15 protein-coding genes and 1 riboswitch are annotated in these 15,903 nt (G+C 56.0%); of the genes, 6 read left to right on the forward strand and 9 right to left on the reverse strand.

Annotated features, from left to right (window positions below):
* Window positions 1-16: 16 nt before the first annotated feature.
* From C772_RS11845 to C772_RS11865, 5 genes are all read right to left on the reverse strand, one after another.
* Window positions 17-361 carry a DMT family transporter gene (locus C772_RS11845; protein ID WP_008300250.1) on the reverse strand — a complete coding sequence of 115 codons (345 nt, stop codon included), beginning with the start codon at window positions 359-361 and terminating at the stop codon, window positions 17-19.
* Window positions 358-681 carry a DMT family transporter gene (locus C772_RS11850; RefSeq protein ID WP_008300251.1) on the reverse strand — a complete coding sequence of 108 codons (324 nt, stop codon included), beginning with the start codon at window positions 679-681 and terminating at the stop codon, window positions 358-360. The genes C772_RS11845 and C772_RS11850 overlap by 4 nt, the downstream gene beginning before the upstream one ends.
* 137 nt (window positions 682-818) lie before the next feature.
* Window positions 819-2,009, reverse strand: a complete 1,191-nt coding sequence (locus C772_RS11855; protein ID WP_008300252.1) for an acyl-CoA dehydrogenase family protein — start codon at window positions 2,007-2,009, stop codon at window positions 819-821.
* The gene (locus C772_RS11860) at window positions 2,009-3,205 is read right to left on the reverse strand and encodes an acyl-CoA dehydrogenase family protein (RefSeq protein ID WP_008300253.1); all 1,197 of its coding nucleotides are present in this window, start codon (window positions 3,203-3,205) and stop codon (window positions 2,009-2,011) included. Before C772_RS11860 ends, C772_RS11855 begins: the two co-directional genes overlap by 1 nt.
* Window positions 3,206-3,228: 23 nt before the next feature.
* A complete protein-coding gene (locus tag C772_RS11865; protein ID WP_008300254.1) occupies window positions 3,229-4,611 on the reverse strand; it encodes an LLM class flavin-dependent oxidoreductase in 1,383 nt (460 codons plus the stop codon).
* Window positions 4,612-4,783: 172 nt separating this feature from the next.
* A riboswitch (SAM riboswitch) is annotated at window positions 4,784-4,888 on the reverse strand.
* 206 nt (window positions 4,889-5,094) lie between these two features.
* On the opposite strand from C772_RS11865, the gene C772_RS11875 reads away from it, so the two are divergent.
* Complete coding sequence (locus tag C772_RS11875; protein ID WP_008300255.1) at window positions 5,095-5,286, forward strand: hypothetical protein; 192 nt, start codon at window positions 5,095-5,097, stop codon at window positions 5,284-5,286.
* An 86-nt stretch (window positions 5,287-5,372) separates the two neighbouring features.
* Here the strand turns inward: C772_RS11875 and cspC are convergent, their stop codons facing one another.
* A complete protein-coding gene (gene cspC / locus C772_RS11880) occupies window positions 5,373-5,573 on the reverse strand; it encodes a cold shock protein CspC (RefSeq protein ID WP_008300256.1) in 201 nt (66 codons plus the stop codon).
* Window positions 5,574-5,831: 258 nt separating this feature from the next.
* Here cspC and C772_RS11885 point away from each other — a divergent pair, with 258 nt between their 5' ends.
* Window positions 5,832-7,424: a long-chain-fatty-acid--CoA ligase gene (locus tag C772_RS11885; protein ID WP_008300258.1), complete on the forward strand. Its 1,593-nt coding sequence runs from the start codon at window positions 5,832-5,834 to the stop codon at window positions 7,422-7,424.
* 59 nt (window positions 7,425-7,483) lie between these two features.
* Here C772_RS11885 and C772_RS11890 read toward each other — a convergent pair whose 3' ends face one another.
* Complete coding sequence (locus tag C772_RS11890; RefSeq protein WP_008300260.1) at window positions 7,484-8,026, reverse strand: DUF4256 domain-containing protein; 543 nt, start codon at window positions 8,024-8,026, stop codon at window positions 7,484-7,486.
* A gap of 416 nt (window positions 8,027-8,442) precedes the next feature.
* On the reverse strand, window positions 8,443-9,219 hold the full coding sequence (locus tag C772_RS11895; protein ID WP_008300261.1) for an enoyl-CoA hydratase-related protein: 777 nt from the start codon (window positions 9,217-9,219) through the stop codon (window positions 8,443-8,445).
* Window positions 9,220-9,389: 170 nt separating this feature from the next.
* Here C772_RS11895 and C772_RS11900 point away from each other — a divergent pair, with 170 nt between their 5' ends.
* On the forward strand, window positions 9,390-9,755 hold the full coding sequence (locus C772_RS11900) for a hypothetical protein (protein WP_008300262.1): 366 nt from the start codon (window positions 9,390-9,392) through the stop codon (window positions 9,753-9,755).
* Here the strand turns inward: C772_RS11900 and C772_RS11905 are convergent.
* A complete protein-coding gene (locus tag C772_RS11905) occupies window positions 9,752-10,258 on the reverse strand; it encodes a competence protein ComK (RefSeq protein ID WP_235046409.1) in 507 nt (168 codons plus the stop codon). The genes C772_RS11900 and C772_RS11905 overlap by 4 nt on opposite strands.
* A 180-nt stretch (window positions 10,259-10,438) precedes the next feature.
* On the opposite strand from C772_RS11905, the gene C772_RS11910 reads away from it, so the two are divergent.
* The 3 genes from C772_RS11910 to uvrA all read left to right on the forward strand — a co-directional run bounded on the left by C772_RS11910 (window position 10,439) and on the right by uvrA (window position 15,813).
* Window positions 10,439-10,681: an IDEAL domain-containing protein gene (locus tag C772_RS11910; RefSeq protein WP_008300264.1), complete on the forward strand. Its 243-nt coding sequence runs from the start codon at window positions 10,439-10,441 to the stop codon at window positions 10,679-10,681.
* Between the two features lie 271 nt (window positions 10,682-10,952).
* Window positions 10,953-12,935 carry an excinuclease ABC subunit UvrB gene (uvrB, locus tag C772_RS11915; protein ID WP_008300265.1) on the forward strand — a complete coding sequence of 661 codons (1,983 nt, stop codon included), beginning with the start codon at window positions 10,953-10,955 and terminating at the stop codon, window positions 12,933-12,935.
* Window positions 12,936-12,942: 7 nt separating this feature from the next.
* Window positions 12,943-15,813 carry an excinuclease ABC subunit UvrA gene (gene uvrA / locus C772_RS11920; protein WP_008300266.1) on the forward strand — a complete coding sequence of 957 codons (2,871 nt, stop codon included), beginning with the start codon at window positions 12,943-12,945 and terminating at the stop codon, window positions 15,811-15,813.
* Window positions 15,814-15,903 lie beyond the last annotated feature (90 nt).

The raw sequence follows: 15,903 nt of genomic DNA on the forward strand, positions 1-15,903 counted from the left end.
AAGCAGCGGAAAAACCTTAACCTGCAGGTTCCTCCGCTGTTTTCTTTCCGTTAGAGTTCAATAAGACGACGCCGCCGATGATCAGAAGCAGCCCGGCAATTTTTAGAGGGCCGAACAGCTCCCCCCAGACCAATGCGCCGAGCAGGGCAGTGAGGGCGGTCCCGATGCCGGACCAGATGGCATAGGCAAGGCTGAGCGGCACGGTCCTCAGGCAGAGCGACAGACAGTAGAATGACAGACCGTATGCCGTTGCGACGCCGAGGGTAGGGAGGGGGACGGTAAACCCTTCCGACAGCTTCAGCATGGCGGTGCCGAACACTTCGGTGATGATGGAGACGGCGAGATAGACATAGCCTCTCATTCGGCACCTCCGATATTCAGCAGGATGACGCCTGCGATGATCATGGCGAGCCCGGCAAGCTTCCTGCCGCCGAACCCTTCTTTATAGACGATGACGCCGACCATCGCGGTCAGGGCGGTCCCGAGCCCCGACCAGACAGCATAGGTCAGGCCGAGCGGCAGCGTGAGCAAGGTCAGCGAAAGGGCGTAGAAGGCGAGACCGTAGCCGGCAACGACGCCGAGCGTCGGCAACGGCCTCCTGAACCCATCGGTCGCCTTGAGCAGCGAGCTGCCGACCACCTCGCTGATGATGGCAAAGAGCAATAATAGGTAGGCATTCATCAGACGAACCTCTCTTTCTTTCCATTTAAAACTCTATCAACGGGGGGAAGGTTTGGGAAGAAAAAGAGATTCTAGATGCAAAAAAAGCCGGGAGCATTTTGGCTCCCGGCACATTCATCTATTATTTCCTGCGACCATCACAGAGGAGGCAGGCCGACGAGCGCTCTGCCGATTTGGTCCAGTGCGATATTATTCGACGGGGCCATCGGAATGCCGCCGCGTGCGTCGCGGTAAAGCTTTTCGAAAATACCGGTGTGATACCCGTAACCGCCCGCAACATCCATCGCCGTTCTGGCTGCAAAATCAGCAAGTTCTGTGACCTGGATCTTGCACTCGTTCACTTCAGCGGTGACTGTATTTAATGGCTCGCCCGCTTCATTTAATTCATCCAACTGTCGGGCGATGTCGATCAGCCATGCGCGGGAAGACTTGATGCAGATGGCGACCTTTGCAAGCTTGGCCCGGATCACTTGATGATCGGCAAGCGTATTCTGGAAGCCATGATTTTTTGTTTTCACCACATGATCGGTCGCTGCATCCAGCGCTGCCTGTGCGACACCAAGCCAGACGGCATTCAGGCCGATGATGGCCGCAGAATTTTGGTAGATGTCTTCCGGCGTCGCGTTCAGTAAGCATTTTTTATGAACACGGACATTTTCAAAAATTAGCGGGCCGCTGTGATTACCCCTCACGCCCAATGCACTCCACGGCTTAGCTGTAATTCCTTTATGCCGGCCATCCACAATGAAATAACTTTGTGCACCCAACTCTGTCGTGTTTGCCGTTCCGGTCTGGGTAACATAGAAATCCGCCTGGCCGCCGCTCGTGGCAAAGGATTTTGTGAAGTTTAAGATGAACTCATCGCCATCCTGGACGGCACGGCTCAGATTGTACCAGACGTGTCCGCCAGTATTCTTCTCGCTAATGGCGAAAGTCGTGATGGATCCCTTTTCCCGTACCGGAAGCAGCCAACGCCGCTTCTGGTCTTCGGTACCATAAAGATACACTTTCTCCGATGCGGCCACATGCATGGCATACACGAGGCCGGTTGAGGCGTCTGCCTTCGCAATTTCTTCCGCTGCAATCACAAATTCCGTATAGCCCAAGCCCAAACCTTTCAGGCTTTCATCAAACAGGATTGAATTCCAGCCTGCCAGGCCTAATGCTGTAAGGCTCTCTCGCGGGAACAGGCATTCCCGGTCATCCACCTTAACGTGGGGAGTCACATTTAGGGAAACGAATTCGTTTATCTCGTTTCGTACGGATTGCAAATACCGGCGGTCATCACGTTGTTTGTTGACTGTGCTGATCCCATGTACTCCCCCCATTAGAAGTAAACCTCATGAATCGGAAGTTCTTCATCATTTAACAGGTAATTGCCGATCCAACGCTCTTTATAGACAGTCGGATTATGGGAAGCGATGGTGCGGATATTGCGCCAGTGCCTGTCGTATTGCTTGGCTTCCCGGACAGCAGACGATCCGCCGACTTCAAATAGGATACTTGCCGACTGCAGGGCCAGTTCATCGACAATCACTTTTGCCTCTGCGGCTTCAAGTGCTGCCTGGTGTGTCTCGCTTAGCTGCACTTCGCCGTTTTGTGCGCTGTCCACCGTTCTTTGCAGGGCCTGGGCCGCCTGCAGGACAAGCGCTTTTGCCGCATAGGCATTGCTCGCCAGACGGCCCACCACTTGCTGAAGCTGAGGGTCTTCCGCAGGCGTATCGGACGTTGCATAGGTGAAGGTCCGTTTGCGGGTGAGGATGATCTCCTCGGCATCGGCTACAATTTCTTGCGCGATGCCGGCGATGACTGCCTGCAAAAACAACTGCAGATAGGAATTAAACGGCGTCTTGGCTTCCATCAGACTGAACTCATTTGGAGAGACGGTTACGTTATGGAAGCGGGTGGTTCCGCTGCCGGTGGAGCGCTGCCCGAATCCGTCCCAGTCATCCACAATCTCCACGCCCTCGCGGTCAGCTGGGACCACAGCCGCCACAGCTTCATTTCGCTCATTGGCCGCTGTGACGACAATATAGTCTGCGTACATCGTGCCTGTACTGTAGTATTTCGTCCCGTTCAATACATAGCGGTCCCCGTCCGGGAGGAGGGTTGTGTTAAATTGCAGTTTTCCTACGTTCTTCGATGAGATTTCCGTATAGGCATTGCCGAGGATGGCGCCTTCCGCCACTTTTCTAAGCCATTCTTTATTCCCTGAGGCTTCTTTGTCCAACAAATAGGCTTCCACCTGCCAGAAGTGGGCGCGCAAAACATGTGCAACGTCCGGGTCTGCAGCGGCCAGCCGGATCAGGGCTTCGAAAAGCTCCGGTATGGAGGCACCGCCGCCTCCGAGTTCAGCCGGCAGGCGCAATGCGCCGAACCTTGCTTGTTTCAGCAGGCGGATGGAGCGATAGGGATGTTCGGTTTCGGGCAATTCGCGTCTCCGTCTCGCATCGTCCCGGACAGCGGCAATGAGTTCGTCAAATTCAGAAGTGCCATATCGGATGGCTTGTTCTTTCACTGTCATTTTGCAGGCCTCCTGTCTTTGGGTTATTTAACCGGTTCCGCGATTCTCTTATACCTGTGTCCGGTATGGTCGCTCCGGAGATAAGGCGACTCACCGAAGAGCTTTTCGCGCAGTGTGCCTTCCCCGTATTCTTTCTTGAATAGGCCGCGCTTCTGCAGTTCCGGGATCACCAGCTCGACGATATCCTCGAAGGTGCCGGGGGTAATGGCGTATGCCAGGTTGAAGCCGTCAATGTCGGTTTCATCGATCCACTCTTCAAACAGATCTGCGACCGTCTCCGGTGTCCCGATGAATACCGGACCCAATCCGCCGATGCCGGCAAAGTTGGCGAGTTCACGCGGAGTCCATTTCTTGTTCGGGCTTGCTTTCGTCAGACCTTCCAGCATGGACTTGATGGCGTTCGTCTCGATGTACTTCAGCTCTTCGTCGGGGTCGAACTCGGAAAAGTCGATGCCCGACCATCCGCTCAGCAGGGTCATCGCCCCTTCGTAGCTCACATATTGGGCCAGGTCCTCATACTTGGCTCGGGCTTCTTCTTCCGTGTTCCCGACAATAACCGTCGCCAATGCGAGAACCTTGAGGCTCTCCGGGTCTCTGCCTTGCTTTGCGGCTTCTGCCCGCAACTTTTTCACATAGGTTGCGGTCGCTTCCTTGGACGGTGTCGAGATGAACGTCAATTCGGCATGTTTGGCGGCAAATTGTGTTCCGCGGGGAGAGGCGCCTGCCTGGTAAAGAACCGGCGTTCGCTGCGGGGACGGTTCGCACAAGTGAATCCCCGGAACGTTGAAGTACTCACCCTGATGCCCGATTTCGTGAACCTTATCCGGATCCGTAAATACGCCTCGTTCTGCATCCCTGACAACTGCGCCGTCTTCCCAGCTGGATTCCCACAGTTTATAGCAGACCTCCAGGTATTCATCTGCGATGTCATAGCGTTTGGAATGCTCGAACTTGTCGCCGATCTCAATGTTTTTGGTCCCGCTTTCCAGGTAGGAAGTGACGATATTCCAGGCAATCCGTCCTTTGGTCAGGTGGTCGAGTGTGGAAATGCGGCGGGCGAACGTATACGGATGCTCGAATGTGCTCGACGCCGTCAGACCGAAGCCGATATGCTCGGTGGCGTAGGCCATGGCAGAAATCAGCATGGCAGGATCATTGACCGGAACCTGTGTCGCTTCGCGAATGGTGGCTTCACGGTTGTTTTGGTAGACGTCATACAGTCCGATCACATCCGCGATAAACAGGCCGTCGAATTTGCCCTTTTCCAATAACCTTGCGAGATTCACCCAATATTCGATCGTGTTGTAGGTGTCGGATTGATCGTTGGGATGCTTCCAGAGCCCGGGGGACTGGTGCCCGACACAGTTCATGTCAAATGCGTTCAGATAGATTCTTTTTTTGCTCACCTGAAAAACCTCCATTACTGTTTTTCTCGCCAATTACTCTTATCAGTCTAGTCGGGATAAATGTTAATGGGGGCTCGGTGTTTTTCTGTGATGGGTTTCAGGCCGCTCCGCATGGGAACGACAACAAAAAGCCCCTTCCTGATGAGGAAGAGGCAATCATTATGATATTCCGCCCTCATCTTTCAAGCATACGCTTGCTGGACTTAGCACCTTGTTACATCGTAACGGTTGCTGCGGGATCTCAGGACCAGGTTCCTCCCCCGACTCTTGATAAGGAAAACGAGCTATTCAATTAGCGAGTAACCACATCGTAACCGAAAACCATTTAACTGTCAACAGTGAATTTTCTTATAATTAAAATCAGGTCAAACCCGCATGAGGGGGGGAACGGGGAGTCGCCAGTGGCTTGCTGAACCCGCCGGCCGGCCCCCGCGTGATCAGGTCATATGCTAGTATTGGAAATAAGAGGATAGGAGCGGGCGGATGTATCTGAAAACTCGTATCAGGCACTACTTGCCGGTGCTTGCGGCCATGGCGGCCACGTTTGCGGTGATTTCCATGGTGGTGGAGAAGCCTGACTATTCGACGGCACTGATTGCAATCGGGCTCGGCTTCGTGGCGGGGGAAACGATCCATTACCTGAATTCGAAAAAGACCGGTCGGACCACCAGATAACCCTTTCAGATGAGTGGTGCTGCAAACCGCATGCCAACGAAAAAGACCGCCGAATCAGCAATTGATTCGGCGGTCCTCATTTAAGATTAAGCTTTTTGAACGTTAGCTGCCTGAGCTCCGCGAGCGCCTTGCTCAACGTCGAACGTTACTCGTTGACCTTCGTCCAAAGATTTGAATCCGTCGCTTTGGATTGCGGAGAAGTGTACGAATACATCGTCTCCACCTTCACGTTCGATGAAGCCAAAACCTTTTTCTGCGTTAAACCATTTAACTGTACCTTGTTCCATTTTTGTTGCCTCCTAGTGCTTTCCCGCACATTGTATTACTATCGTTGCTCAAAGTATCCTCAAGATGAAGAGTGGATATTCATCTTATCCTTTACGCCGAACAAAAATAAGTTATTTGTATCATAACAGGCTTCGGAAAAAAATGCAAATTTAAATGATGACTGGAAAAAGCAATTCTTCCTGATGCTGTTGTAAACGTTTTCTGTTTCTATTAAAATAATTCTGACAAGATAAATGATTCTGAAGGGAGAGGGTTACATGTTTGCTGCGCTGACGCCGCTGGACTGGAAGCGGAGGGCGGTCAAGTACTACCCGGAGAAAATTGCGGTGATTGATGAGGACAAACAATTTACGTATAAAGAGTTTGCGGAGCGGGCGGACCGGCTGTCCATCGCACTGCACAACGCCGGCATCCGCGAGGGGGACCATGTCGCGGTCATGCTGCCGAACACGCACTATATGCTCGAAGCCTTCTACGGCATCTGCCAGATCGGGGCGGTCATGGTGCCGCTCAACTACCGGATCTCGCCTGCGGATATGGAATATATCCTGAACCACAGCGATTCCAGGATGCTCATCGTCGACGAGGAGTTCACGGCTCCGATCAAGGAGATTGAGGACAAGCTGAACTTTGACCAATTCGTCGTCGTGAAAGTGGACGGAGCGGAGCATGGCCTGCCTGCGGCGGACTATGAGACATTTATCGGGGACATCCCGGAAGACGCCAAGGTGCCGGAAGTGCAAATTGACGAGAACCAGCTGCTCACGCTGAACTACACGAGCGGCACGACGTCCCGTCCGAAGGGCGTCATGCTGACGCACCGGGGCAACTATCTGAATGCTGCGAACTTCATGTACCACCTGAGCGTGAAGCATGACGACGTCTACCTGCACACGCTCCCGATGTTCCATGCAAACGGATGGGGCGGGGTCTGGGCAATCACCGCGGCCGGCGCGACACATGTATGCCTGCGGAAGGTCGTGCCGCCTACTATTCTGGATCTGTTCGAAGACAAGAAGATCAGCCTGCTGTGCGGTGCTCCGACGGTCGTCAACATGCTCGTCAACGAACCGAAGGCCCAGGAAGTGAAGATCACGACAAAGCCGCGCATGGCGACTGCAGGATCCCCGCCGGCAGCAGCGCTGATCCAGCGCGCCCAGGACCTTCTCGGCCTGAACATGATGCACGTCTACGGCCTCACCGAGACGTCGCCGTTCATCCTCTACAACGAGTGGAAAGCGGAGTTCGACGGCAAGTCCGCCGACGAGCAGGCGGCGATCAAGGCGCGCCAGGGAATCGAGCTGGCTTTTAACGGCGAGACAAAGGTTGTCCGGGAAGACGGCACCGAAGTGGACTGGGACGGCATGGAGCTCGGCGAAATCGTCACACGCGGCAACGTCGTCATGGACGGCTACTACAAGGACCCGGAAAAGACCGCCGAAGCGATCAGGGACGGCTGGTTCCACACCGGCGACCTCGCCGTCACGTATCCGGACGGCTACATCGAAATCCGCGACCGCGCCAAGGACATGATCATCTCCGGTGGCGAGAACATCTCCTCCACCGAGATCGAAGGCGTCCTCTACAAACACGGATCCGTCCTGGAAGCGGCCGTTATCGCCGTGCCGGACGAGAAGTGGGGCGAAGTCCCGAAAGCGATCGTCGTCCTGCAAAAGGACCGCCCGGCGACGGAACAGGAAATCATCCAGTTCTGCCGTGACAACATGGCCCACTTCAAGGCACCGAAGTCGGTCGAAATCGTCGACGCCCTCCCGAAAACCGCAACAGGAAAACTCCAGAAATTCAAGCTGCGGGAAATGTACTGGGAAGGCGCGACGAAGGTGAACTGAATCGATGAAACTAAGCCCCGGACGGCTGTCCGGGGCTTTTAATGTTGGGCATTTGGCTGTCAGACCCTGAGGGATCCGCGGAATCCTCTGGCTGCGTAATATGAATCAGCACCGTTGTGATAGAGGAAGACCGTGTCATACCGGCGGTCACAGAAAAGGGCGCCGCCCAGCTTGCGGATACGCTCCGGAGTCTGCACCCAGCTGGACGTTTTCTTATCCACCTGCTCCAGCTCCTGCAGATGCCGGTACTCTTCCTCCGTCAGCATTTCGATGCCCATCTCTGCGGCCAGATCCATCGCGGAATTCTCAGGCTTATTCTTCTTTCTCTTCTCGAGTGCCTCCCGGTCATAACAGATGCTCCGGCGGCCTTTCGGGCTTTCCGGCGAGCAGTCATAGAACAGATACTCGCCCGTTTCCGGGTCTTTCCCGACGACATCCGGTTTACCTTCGGTGTCTTCCATCGCCTGGAGGGAACGGAGCTTGTCCGGAGCGGCTTCCAGACGGGATTGGACGTCCACCCATTCGATGCCTTCGTGGCGGTGCATGTTTTCTTCGAATCGTGTTTTCAGTACGTCGAGCAGTTCGTTTTGGTTTTGTGTCATGGAGGAGCCTCCTTGATCATGGGATGGATTCAGTATACCTAAATTTCATCAGATGCTCCGGCAAAAATGCCGACTTGATATAAGTAGGGCGGATTTGCAATTAGGATGCTGTAGCTGAAATATGGAGACCGAAGTTCCAGTAAGGAAGCCTGATTTGAAATAAGGAAGGTCAAGTTGCAATATGGCATCCGGAGTTGCTACATGGGATCGGAAGTCGCCACATGGGCCTTGGACTTGCCACAAGGGCTCCGAAGTTGCCACAAGGGCTCCGAACTTGCCATATGGGCTCCAAAGTTGCCTAAAGGAGTCCTAACTTGCCACATGGTCCCAAAATCGCTGCAAGACTCGATTTGCAACATCGGACCGCCTCAAACTAAAAGCCGGAAAGTCCCGCAGCGGACTTTCCGGCTCTCACATTATCTCCCTTTAAACTCCGGCTTCCGCTTTTCTGCAAATGCGTTCAGCGCCTCGATCCGGTCTTCGGTCGGGATCGTCACTTCATACGCCTTGCGCTCGATGGCGAGTCCGGTCTGGATATCGGCGTTCATGCCGTGCTTGATGGCGAATTTCGCCTGCTGGAGGCCGATCGGGCCGTTGGCGAGCATCTGGCCGGCGAGTTCACTGGCCGCGTCCATCAGTTGCGCGGCAGGCACGACTTTTGTGACGACGCCGTACCGGTAGGCTTCTTCGGCCTTCATCCGCTTGGCGGTGAGGATGAGTTCAAGTGCTTTCGCTTCGCCCATGAGGCGGGGCAGGCGCTGTGTGCCGCCGGCGCCCGGGATGATGGCGAGGCTTGTCTCGGTCAGGCCCATGACGGCCGTTTCCGAAGCGATGCGGAAGTCGCAGGCAAGCGCCAGTTCCATCCCGCCGCCGAACGCGTAGCCGCCGATGACGGCGATGGTCGGCTGGGGCAGGTTTTCAATGGCGGTGAATACTTCGCCGATTTTATACAGGTTCCGTTTGACGTGCTGCTCGGGAAGCGTCTTCCGTTCCTTCAGGTCGGCACCGACGCTGAATGCACGGTCTCCTGATGCCGTAAACAGCACGACTCGGATGTCCGGATTGATTCGGATCGATTCGACGACCTGACCGAGATCGGTGATGAGTTCATAGTTGAATGCGTTCATCGCGGCCGGCCGGTCGAGCGTCACAATGCCGAGATGCCCTTTTTGTTCGTAGCGGATCGTTTCCATATTCAGTCCCCCTTATTGTTCGAAAAATCCCCCGTTTACAAAAACATTACCATGAGGCGGCATGTTCCGCCACCGCATGACAGAAAAAGGTCATTGCATAAACATGAAGGAATGGGGTAAGATAAAAACACGAACAGATGTTCTTTTTCTTCGGAAGGAGGGGAGGGACGATGCCGCTGATCCCGCCGGAGGCACTGCCTCACTTTGAAAACCAGATCTACCTGCCGATGCTCCTGATCATCCTGGAGCGCGACCGGCTCGCATTTGAAAAAGGCCCGTTCAAGCTCAAGCGCCCGTACCTCGCGATGATTGCGGAGGCGGAAAAGCTTGTGCAGAAGGACCTGAAGGAATCCCGTCTTTACATGCGCCGCCACTCGATGAAGGTGATCAAGGGGGACCATGACGACATGTTCACGGAGTATGTATTTATCCATGGCGGCTACGAGGACCACCGGCGCTACCTGAACGTCCGGCTGCGGAACCGGTCGGAGGAGCTGCTCGGGGTGTACCTGGCAATGGGCGACCGCGCCATCTAAATGAATTCCCGGTCAAGTCCGGGGTGGCGGAGATAATACTGCATCCGGGAAAACTTTTTGTCCAGCCGGCAGGCAAGGGCATACTGCCGGTTCATCGTCTGGATCGAGACATTGACCCGGATAGTGTCGCCATTCTCCAGCAGCACTTCACAGGAGCTGGAATCGCCCCAATAATCCTCAATGCCATGGAGGCCAATCCATACATTGTTCTCGGACTGGGGCGAAAGGGTCGGGAGGAAGATGCACGGCATTCCCATGTCCTGGACAATAAGAACAGGAACCTTGTGATGGTTTCCGATCAGCTTGCTGGAAATCTGGATTGCCTGGCGGAGAGTGGTCCCGTACATCTCGCAGGCCCGCTTAAGGTTATTGAGCGGCCTGTTGTCGAGAAGGAGCTTGTCTTTCTTCTCTGTAACGACTGTGCAGACCTTGCCGTCAATCACTTTAGGCTCAAGGGCCAGTGTGTCGAATGAAATATAATAAGGAGATGCCAGCCGTTTCATATCCAAAATAGATGACCCCCTGACTATGTATGCTTCTAATTATAGGAATGATTGGAAAGAAATCAAGACTTATTTCTTATTATTGCTAATTAACTGTGAATACCGAAAATTTAAAAATAACCGTTGCATTCCCCATCCTTTTGCATATATAATAGGAAAAAGCGCCAGGTGGTGAATGGAATGGAACATTACTATTCGTACGCGGAATTCCTGAAGGCGGTCGGCAAGGGTCAGGCGAGTCCGTCTGAGCAGCTGCTGAACGACATCTACATGGACCTGTTCCTGAAGCATGTGCACCGTGAACAGAACAGGGAGCGCCTGCTCAGCCTGATCGATGAGGCACTCGACAAGAAGGACATGGAAGCCTTTAACCTGTACACCGAACAGCTGAATCAGCTGGACGACGAAACCGGGAAACCGTAACGCTGGAGGATTGCTGACATCATGCCGAAATCATATTCTTGAACCGTCCGTACTGAAGGGGATCTGAGCCCTGTGTGCGGGCGGTTTTGTGTGTCCGGACCCGTTCAGACCGGCCGCTTGGAGGAAAGGATGACCGCTCCGATTCCTCAAAAAGCTGGTGTCAGAATGATAGAAAACACCTGTTCGCTTTTTGCTCGAGAAGAATAGGGGAATATGGTACGATAGTGACATTATCGTACGTTTTATGAACGCAATCGGAAGGGGACGGGACATGGTCCAGAAATTTGAACTGCAGGCACCGTATGAGCCTTTGGGCGACCAGCCGAGGGCAATCGACCGGCTGGTGGCCGGCGTCAGGGAAGGCAAACGGCATCAGACGCTGCTCGGGGCGACCGGGACGGGGAAAACGTTCACCGTCTCGAACGTGCTGACGGAGATCAACAAGCCGACGCTTGTCATCGCCCACAACAAAACGCTCGCCGGCCAGCTGTACAGCGAGTTCAAGGAATTCTTCCCGAACAACGCCGTCGAATACTTTGTCAGCTACTACGACTATTACCAGCCGGAGGCCTACGTGCCGTCGACGGATACGTATATCGAAAAGGATGCGAGCATCAACGACGAGATCGACAAGCTGCGCCACTCGGCGACGTCTTCGCTGTTTGAGCGGAACGACGTCCTGATCGTGGCGTCGGTGTCGTGCATCTACGGTCTCGGTAATCCGGACGAATACCGAGAGATGCTCGTGTCGCTCCGGGTGGGCATGGAGATCAGCCGCAACGAGCTGCTGCGGCGCTTTGTCGACATCCAGTACAACCGCAATGACATGAACTTCATCCGCGGGACGTTCCGCGTGCGCGGGGACGTCGTGGAAATCTTCCCGGCATCGCGCGATGAGCGGTGCATCCGGATCGAATTTTTCGGCGACGAGATCGACCGGCTGCGCGAGGTCGATGCGCTGACCGGCGAGATCCTCGGCGACCGCGACCACGTCGCGATCTTTCCGGCTTCCCACTTCGTCACGCGGGAAGAGAAGATGAAAAAGGCGATCGAGAACATCGAGATCGAGCTGGAAGAACAGCTGAAAGCGCTGCGCGCGGAGGACAAGCTGCTGGAGGCCCAGCGGCTCGAACAGCGCACGCGATATGACCTGGAAATGATGAAGGAGATGGGTTTTTGTTCGGGCATCGAGAACTATTCCCGTCACCTCACCCTGAAGCCGGCGGGCGCGACGCCTTATACGCTGCTTGACTACTTCCCGGACGACTTCCTCATGATCATCGACGAAAGCCACGTCACGCTTCCGCAGATCCGGGGCATGTACAACGGGGACCAGGCGCGCAAGCAGGTGCTCGTGGACCACGGTTTCCGCCTGCCGTCCGCGCTCGACAACCGCCCGCTGAAGTTCGAGGAGTTCGAGGCGCGGCTCCGCCAGGCGATCTATGTGTCAGCGACGCCGGGCCCTTACGAACTCGAGCATTCCCCGGAAATGGTCGAACAGATCATCCGGCCGACGGGGCTGCTTGATCCGGTCATCGAAGTGCGTCCGATCGAAGGCCAGATCGATGACCTGATCGATGAGATCCAGGAGCGCATTAAGAAAAACGAGCGCGTCCTCATCACGACGCTGACGAAGAAGATGTCGGAAGACCTCACCGACTACCTGAAGGAAATCGGCATCAAGGTCAACTACCTCCACTCCGAAGTGAAGACGCTGGAGCGGATCGAGATCATCCGCGAGCTCCGGCTCGGCACCTACGACGTGCTTGTCGGGATCAACCTCCTGCGGGAAGGGCTCGACATCCCGGAAGTTTCTCTTGTGGCCATTCTCGATGCCGACAAGGAAGGGTTCCTCCGCTCAGAACGCTCGCTGATCCAGACGATCGGCCGTGCCGCACGGAATTCGAACGGACACGTCATCATGTACGCCGACCGGATGACCGACTCGATGCGCGCGGCGATCGACGAAACCGCGCGGCGCCGCGAAAAGCAGATTGCCTACAACGAAGAGCACGGCATTACGCCGACGACGATCAAAAAGCAGATCCGCGACTCGATCCGTGCGACGCACGAAGCCGACGAAACGGCCACGTATGCGGAAAAGGCGACACAAGGGAAGAAGCTGACGAAGGACGAGAAGCAATCGCTCCTCGCTTCCCTCGAAAAGGAAATGAAAGAAGCGGCAAAGGCGCTCGATTTCGAACGGGCCGCCACACTGCGCGATACGATACTCGAACTGAAAGCAGAGGGGTGAGACTTGCATGAAGAACCAGGAAATCGTCATTCAGGGCGCACGGGCGCATAACCTGAAGGACATCAATGTCACCATTCCGAGGGACAAGCTGGTCGTCGTGACCGGCCTGTCCGGGTCGGGCAAATCCTCGCTCGCCTTTGACACGATCTATGCAGAAGGGCAGCGGCGCTATGTGGAATCGCTGTCCGCCTACGCCCGCATGTTCCTCGGCCAGATGGACAAGCCGGACGTGGACGCGATCGAAGGGCTGTCGCCGGCAATCGCGATCGACCAGAAGACGACGAGCCGAAACCCGCGGTCAACCGTCGGGACGGTCACGGAAATCTCCGACTATCTCCGGCTGCTGTACGCGAGGATCGGCAAGCCGATCTGCCCGAACCACGGGATCGAAATTTCCTCCCAGACGGTCGAGCAGATGGTCGACCGGGTGATGGAGCTGCCGGAGCGCACACGCCTCCAGATTCTCGCGCCCGTCGTCTCGGGACGCAAGGGCACGCACAAAAAGCTCCTGGAAGACATCAAGAAACAGGGCTATGTCCGCGTGCGGGTCAACGGGGAACTGTATGACCTGGATGATGACATCGACCTGAACAAAAACAAAAAGCACGACATCGAAGTCGTCATCGACCGGATCGTCGTGAAGGATGATGTGGAAGGGCGCCTCTCGGACTCCCTGGAAACGGCAGCGTCGCTTGCCGGGGGCCGCGCGATCATCGACATCATCGGCGGTGAAGAACTGATCTACAACGAACATCATGCCTGCCCGGTGTGCGGATTCTCCATCGGCGAACTCGAACCGCGGCTGTTCTCGTTCAACAGCCCGTTCGGCGCATGCCCGGAATGTGACGGGCTCGGCTCAAAGCTTGAAGTCGACCCGGACCTTGTCATCCCGGACAAGAGCCTGTCCCTTGCCGAAGGCGCCATCGCCCCCTGGGAGCCGACAAGTTCCCAGTACTATCCGGAACTCCTGAAGGCGGTCTGCAAGCATTACGGGATTTCCATGGACGTTCCGGTAAGCGAGCTTCCGGACAGCCAGCTGGACAAGATTCTCTACGGCTCCGGCAGCGACCGGATCCGCTTCCGCTATACGAATGAATTCGGGAAAACCCGCGACAACCAGATTTATTTTGAAGGGGTGCTCAAGAACGTCGAGCGCCGCTACCGGGAGACGAGCTCCGACTGGATCCGCGAGCAGATGGAGAAGTACATGGCGGAGCGGCCGTGTCCGGTATGCCAGGGCGACCGGCTCAAGGAAGAGGCCCTTGCGGTGAAAGTCGCCGGCCTCAACATCTCCCAGGTAACCCGGTTCCCGATCACCGAAGCAGTCGACTTTTTCAATAGCCTCAACCTGTCGGAAAACGACCGGGCGATCGCAAACCTGATCCTGAAAGAGATCAACTCACGGCTCGGCTTCCTCGTGAACGTCGGGCTGGATTACCTGTCGATGTCCCGGGCGGCGGGCACGCTGTCCGGCGGTGAAGCCCAGCGGATCCGGCTGGCCACCCAGATCGGCTCGAAGCTGTCGGGCGTCCTGTACATCCTCGATGAGCCGTCGATCGGTCTCCACCAGCGTGACAACGATAAGCTGATCGGCACGCTGAAGGAGATGCGCGACCTCGGCAATACACTGATCGTCGTCGAACACGATGAGGATACGATGATGGCCGCCGACCACCTGATCGACATCGGACCGGGTGCCGGCCTGCACGGCGGGGAAATCATCGCGCAGGGAACGCCGCAGGAAGTGGCGGAAGATCCGGACTCGATTACGGGCGCTTACCTGAGCGGCAGGAAGTTCATTCCGGTTCCGGTTGAGCGGCGCAAGCCGGACGGCCGCACCGTCCGGATCGAAGGCGCATCGGAAAACAACCTGAAAACGGTTGACGCCGAGTTCCCGCTCGGCCAGTTTATCGCCGTCACGGGTGTGTCCGGCTCCGGGAAATCAACGCTCGTCAATGAAATCCTCTATAAGACCCTTGCCCAGAAACTGAACCGTGCCAAGGCGAAGCCGGGTGCGTATGCAGCCGTTTCGGGCCTTGAAGAGCTCGAGAAGGTCATCGACATCGACCAGTCCCCGATCGGCCGCACCCCGCGCTCGAACCCGGCGACGTATACCGGCGTGTTCGACAACATCCGCGACCTGTTCGCTTCGACCAACGATGCAAAGGTCCGCGGCTTCCAGAAGGGGCGCTTCAGCTTCAACGTGAAGGGCGGACGGTGCGAGGCCTGCAGGGGTGACGGCATCATCAAGATCGAGATGCACTTCCTGCCGGATGTCTATGTGCCTTGCGAAGTGTGCCACGGCCGCCGGTACAACCGGGAGACGCTTGAAGTGCGCTATAAGGGGAAGAACATCTCAGACGTGCTCGATATGACTGTGTCGGATGCTGCGGTGTTCTTCGAGAACATCCAGAAGATCCACCGGAAGCTCCAGACACTCGTCGACGTCGGTCTCGGATACGTGAAGCTCGGCCAGCCGGCGACGACGCTCTCGGGCGGGGAAGCACAGCGGGTCAAGCTCGCATCCGAACTGCACCGCAGGTCAAACGGCAAGACGTTCTACATCCTGGACGAGCCGACGACGGGCCTCCATGCGCATGACATTTCGCGCCTGCTCGAAGTGCTCCACAGAATCGTCGACAATGGCAATACCGTATTGGTCATCGAACATAACCTCGACGTCATCAAGACGGTCGACCATATCATCGACCTTGGGCCGGAGGGCGGCGACCGCGGCGGCCAGATTATCGCGACCGGCACGCCGGAGCGAGTCGCGGAAGTCAGGGAATCCTATACCGGCCGCTATCTGAAGCCGATCCTCGAGCGGGACCGGAAGCGGACAGAGGCACTTCTGGCGGAAGCCGAAAGCCGGGCCTGACGGATTTTCCGGATACCGTTGTGAAACTTTTCCTGCTCCCGGCACGTAACATAACTATCAACGGAAGCGCCATGCCGCTTTCGAAGGAGG

This window comes from Bhargavaea cecembensis DSE10, assembly GCF_000348905.1.
In the GTDB taxonomy this organism is placed as follows: Bacteria; Bacillota; Bacilli; order Bacillales_A; family Planococcaceae; genus Bhargavaea; species Bhargavaea cecembensis.

What these genes read in the sequence shown, in the direction of transcription:
- C772_RS11845 (WP_008300250.1), bottom strand. Translation starts at nt 361, where the DNA reads ATGAGAGGCTATGTCTATCTCGCCGTCTCCATCATCACCGAAGTGTTC.
- C772_RS11850 (WP_008300251.1), bottom strand. Translation starts at nt 681, where the DNA reads ATGAATGCCTACCTATTATTGCTCTTTGCCATCATCAGCGAGGTGGTC.
- C772_RS11855 (WP_008300252.1), bottom strand. Translation starts at nt 2,009, where the DNA reads ATGGGGGGAGTACATGGGATCAGCACAGTCAACAAACAACGTGATGAC.
- C772_RS11860 (WP_008300253.1), bottom strand. Translation starts at nt 3,205, where the DNA reads ATGACAGTGAAAGAACAAGCCATCCGATATGGCACTTCTGAATTTGAC.
- C772_RS11875 (WP_008300255.1), top strand. Translation starts at nt 5,095, where the DNA reads ATGTATCTGAAAACTCGTATCAGGCACTACTTGCCGGTGCTTGCGGCC.
- cspC (WP_008300256.1), bottom strand. Translation starts at nt 5,573, where the DNA reads ATGGAACAAGGTACAGTTAAATGGTTTAACGCAGAAAAAGGTTTTGGC.
- C772_RS11885 (WP_008300258.1), top strand. Translation starts at nt 5,832, where the DNA reads ATGTTTGCTGCGCTGACGCCGCTGGACTGGAAGCGGAGGGCGGTCAAG.
- C772_RS11890 (WP_008300260.1), bottom strand. Translation starts at nt 8,026, where the DNA reads ATGACACAAAACCAAAACGAACTGCTCGACGTACTGAAAACACGATTC.
- C772_RS11895 (WP_008300261.1), bottom strand. Translation starts at nt 9,219, where the DNA reads ATGGAAACGATCCGCTACGAACAAAAAGGGCATCTCGGCATTGTGACG.
- C772_RS11900 (WP_008300262.1), top strand. Translation starts at nt 9,390, where the DNA reads ATGCCGCTGATCCCGCCGGAGGCACTGCCTCACTTTGAAAACCAGATC.
- C772_RS11905 (WP_235046409.1), bottom strand. Translation starts at nt 10,258, where the DNA reads ATGAAACGGCTGGCATCTCCTTATTATATTTCATTCGACACACTGGCC.
- C772_RS11910 (WP_008300264.1), top strand. Translation starts at nt 10,439, where the DNA reads ATGGAACATTACTATTCGTACGCGGAATTCCTGAAGGCGGTCGGCAAG.
- uvrB (WP_008300265.1), top strand. Translation starts at nt 10,953, where the DNA reads ATGGTCCAGAAATTTGAACTGCAGGCACCGTATGAGCCTTTGGGCGAC.
- uvrA (WP_008300266.1), top strand. Translation starts at nt 12,943, where the DNA reads ATGAAGAACCAGGAAATCGTCATTCAGGGCGCACGGGCGCATAACCTG.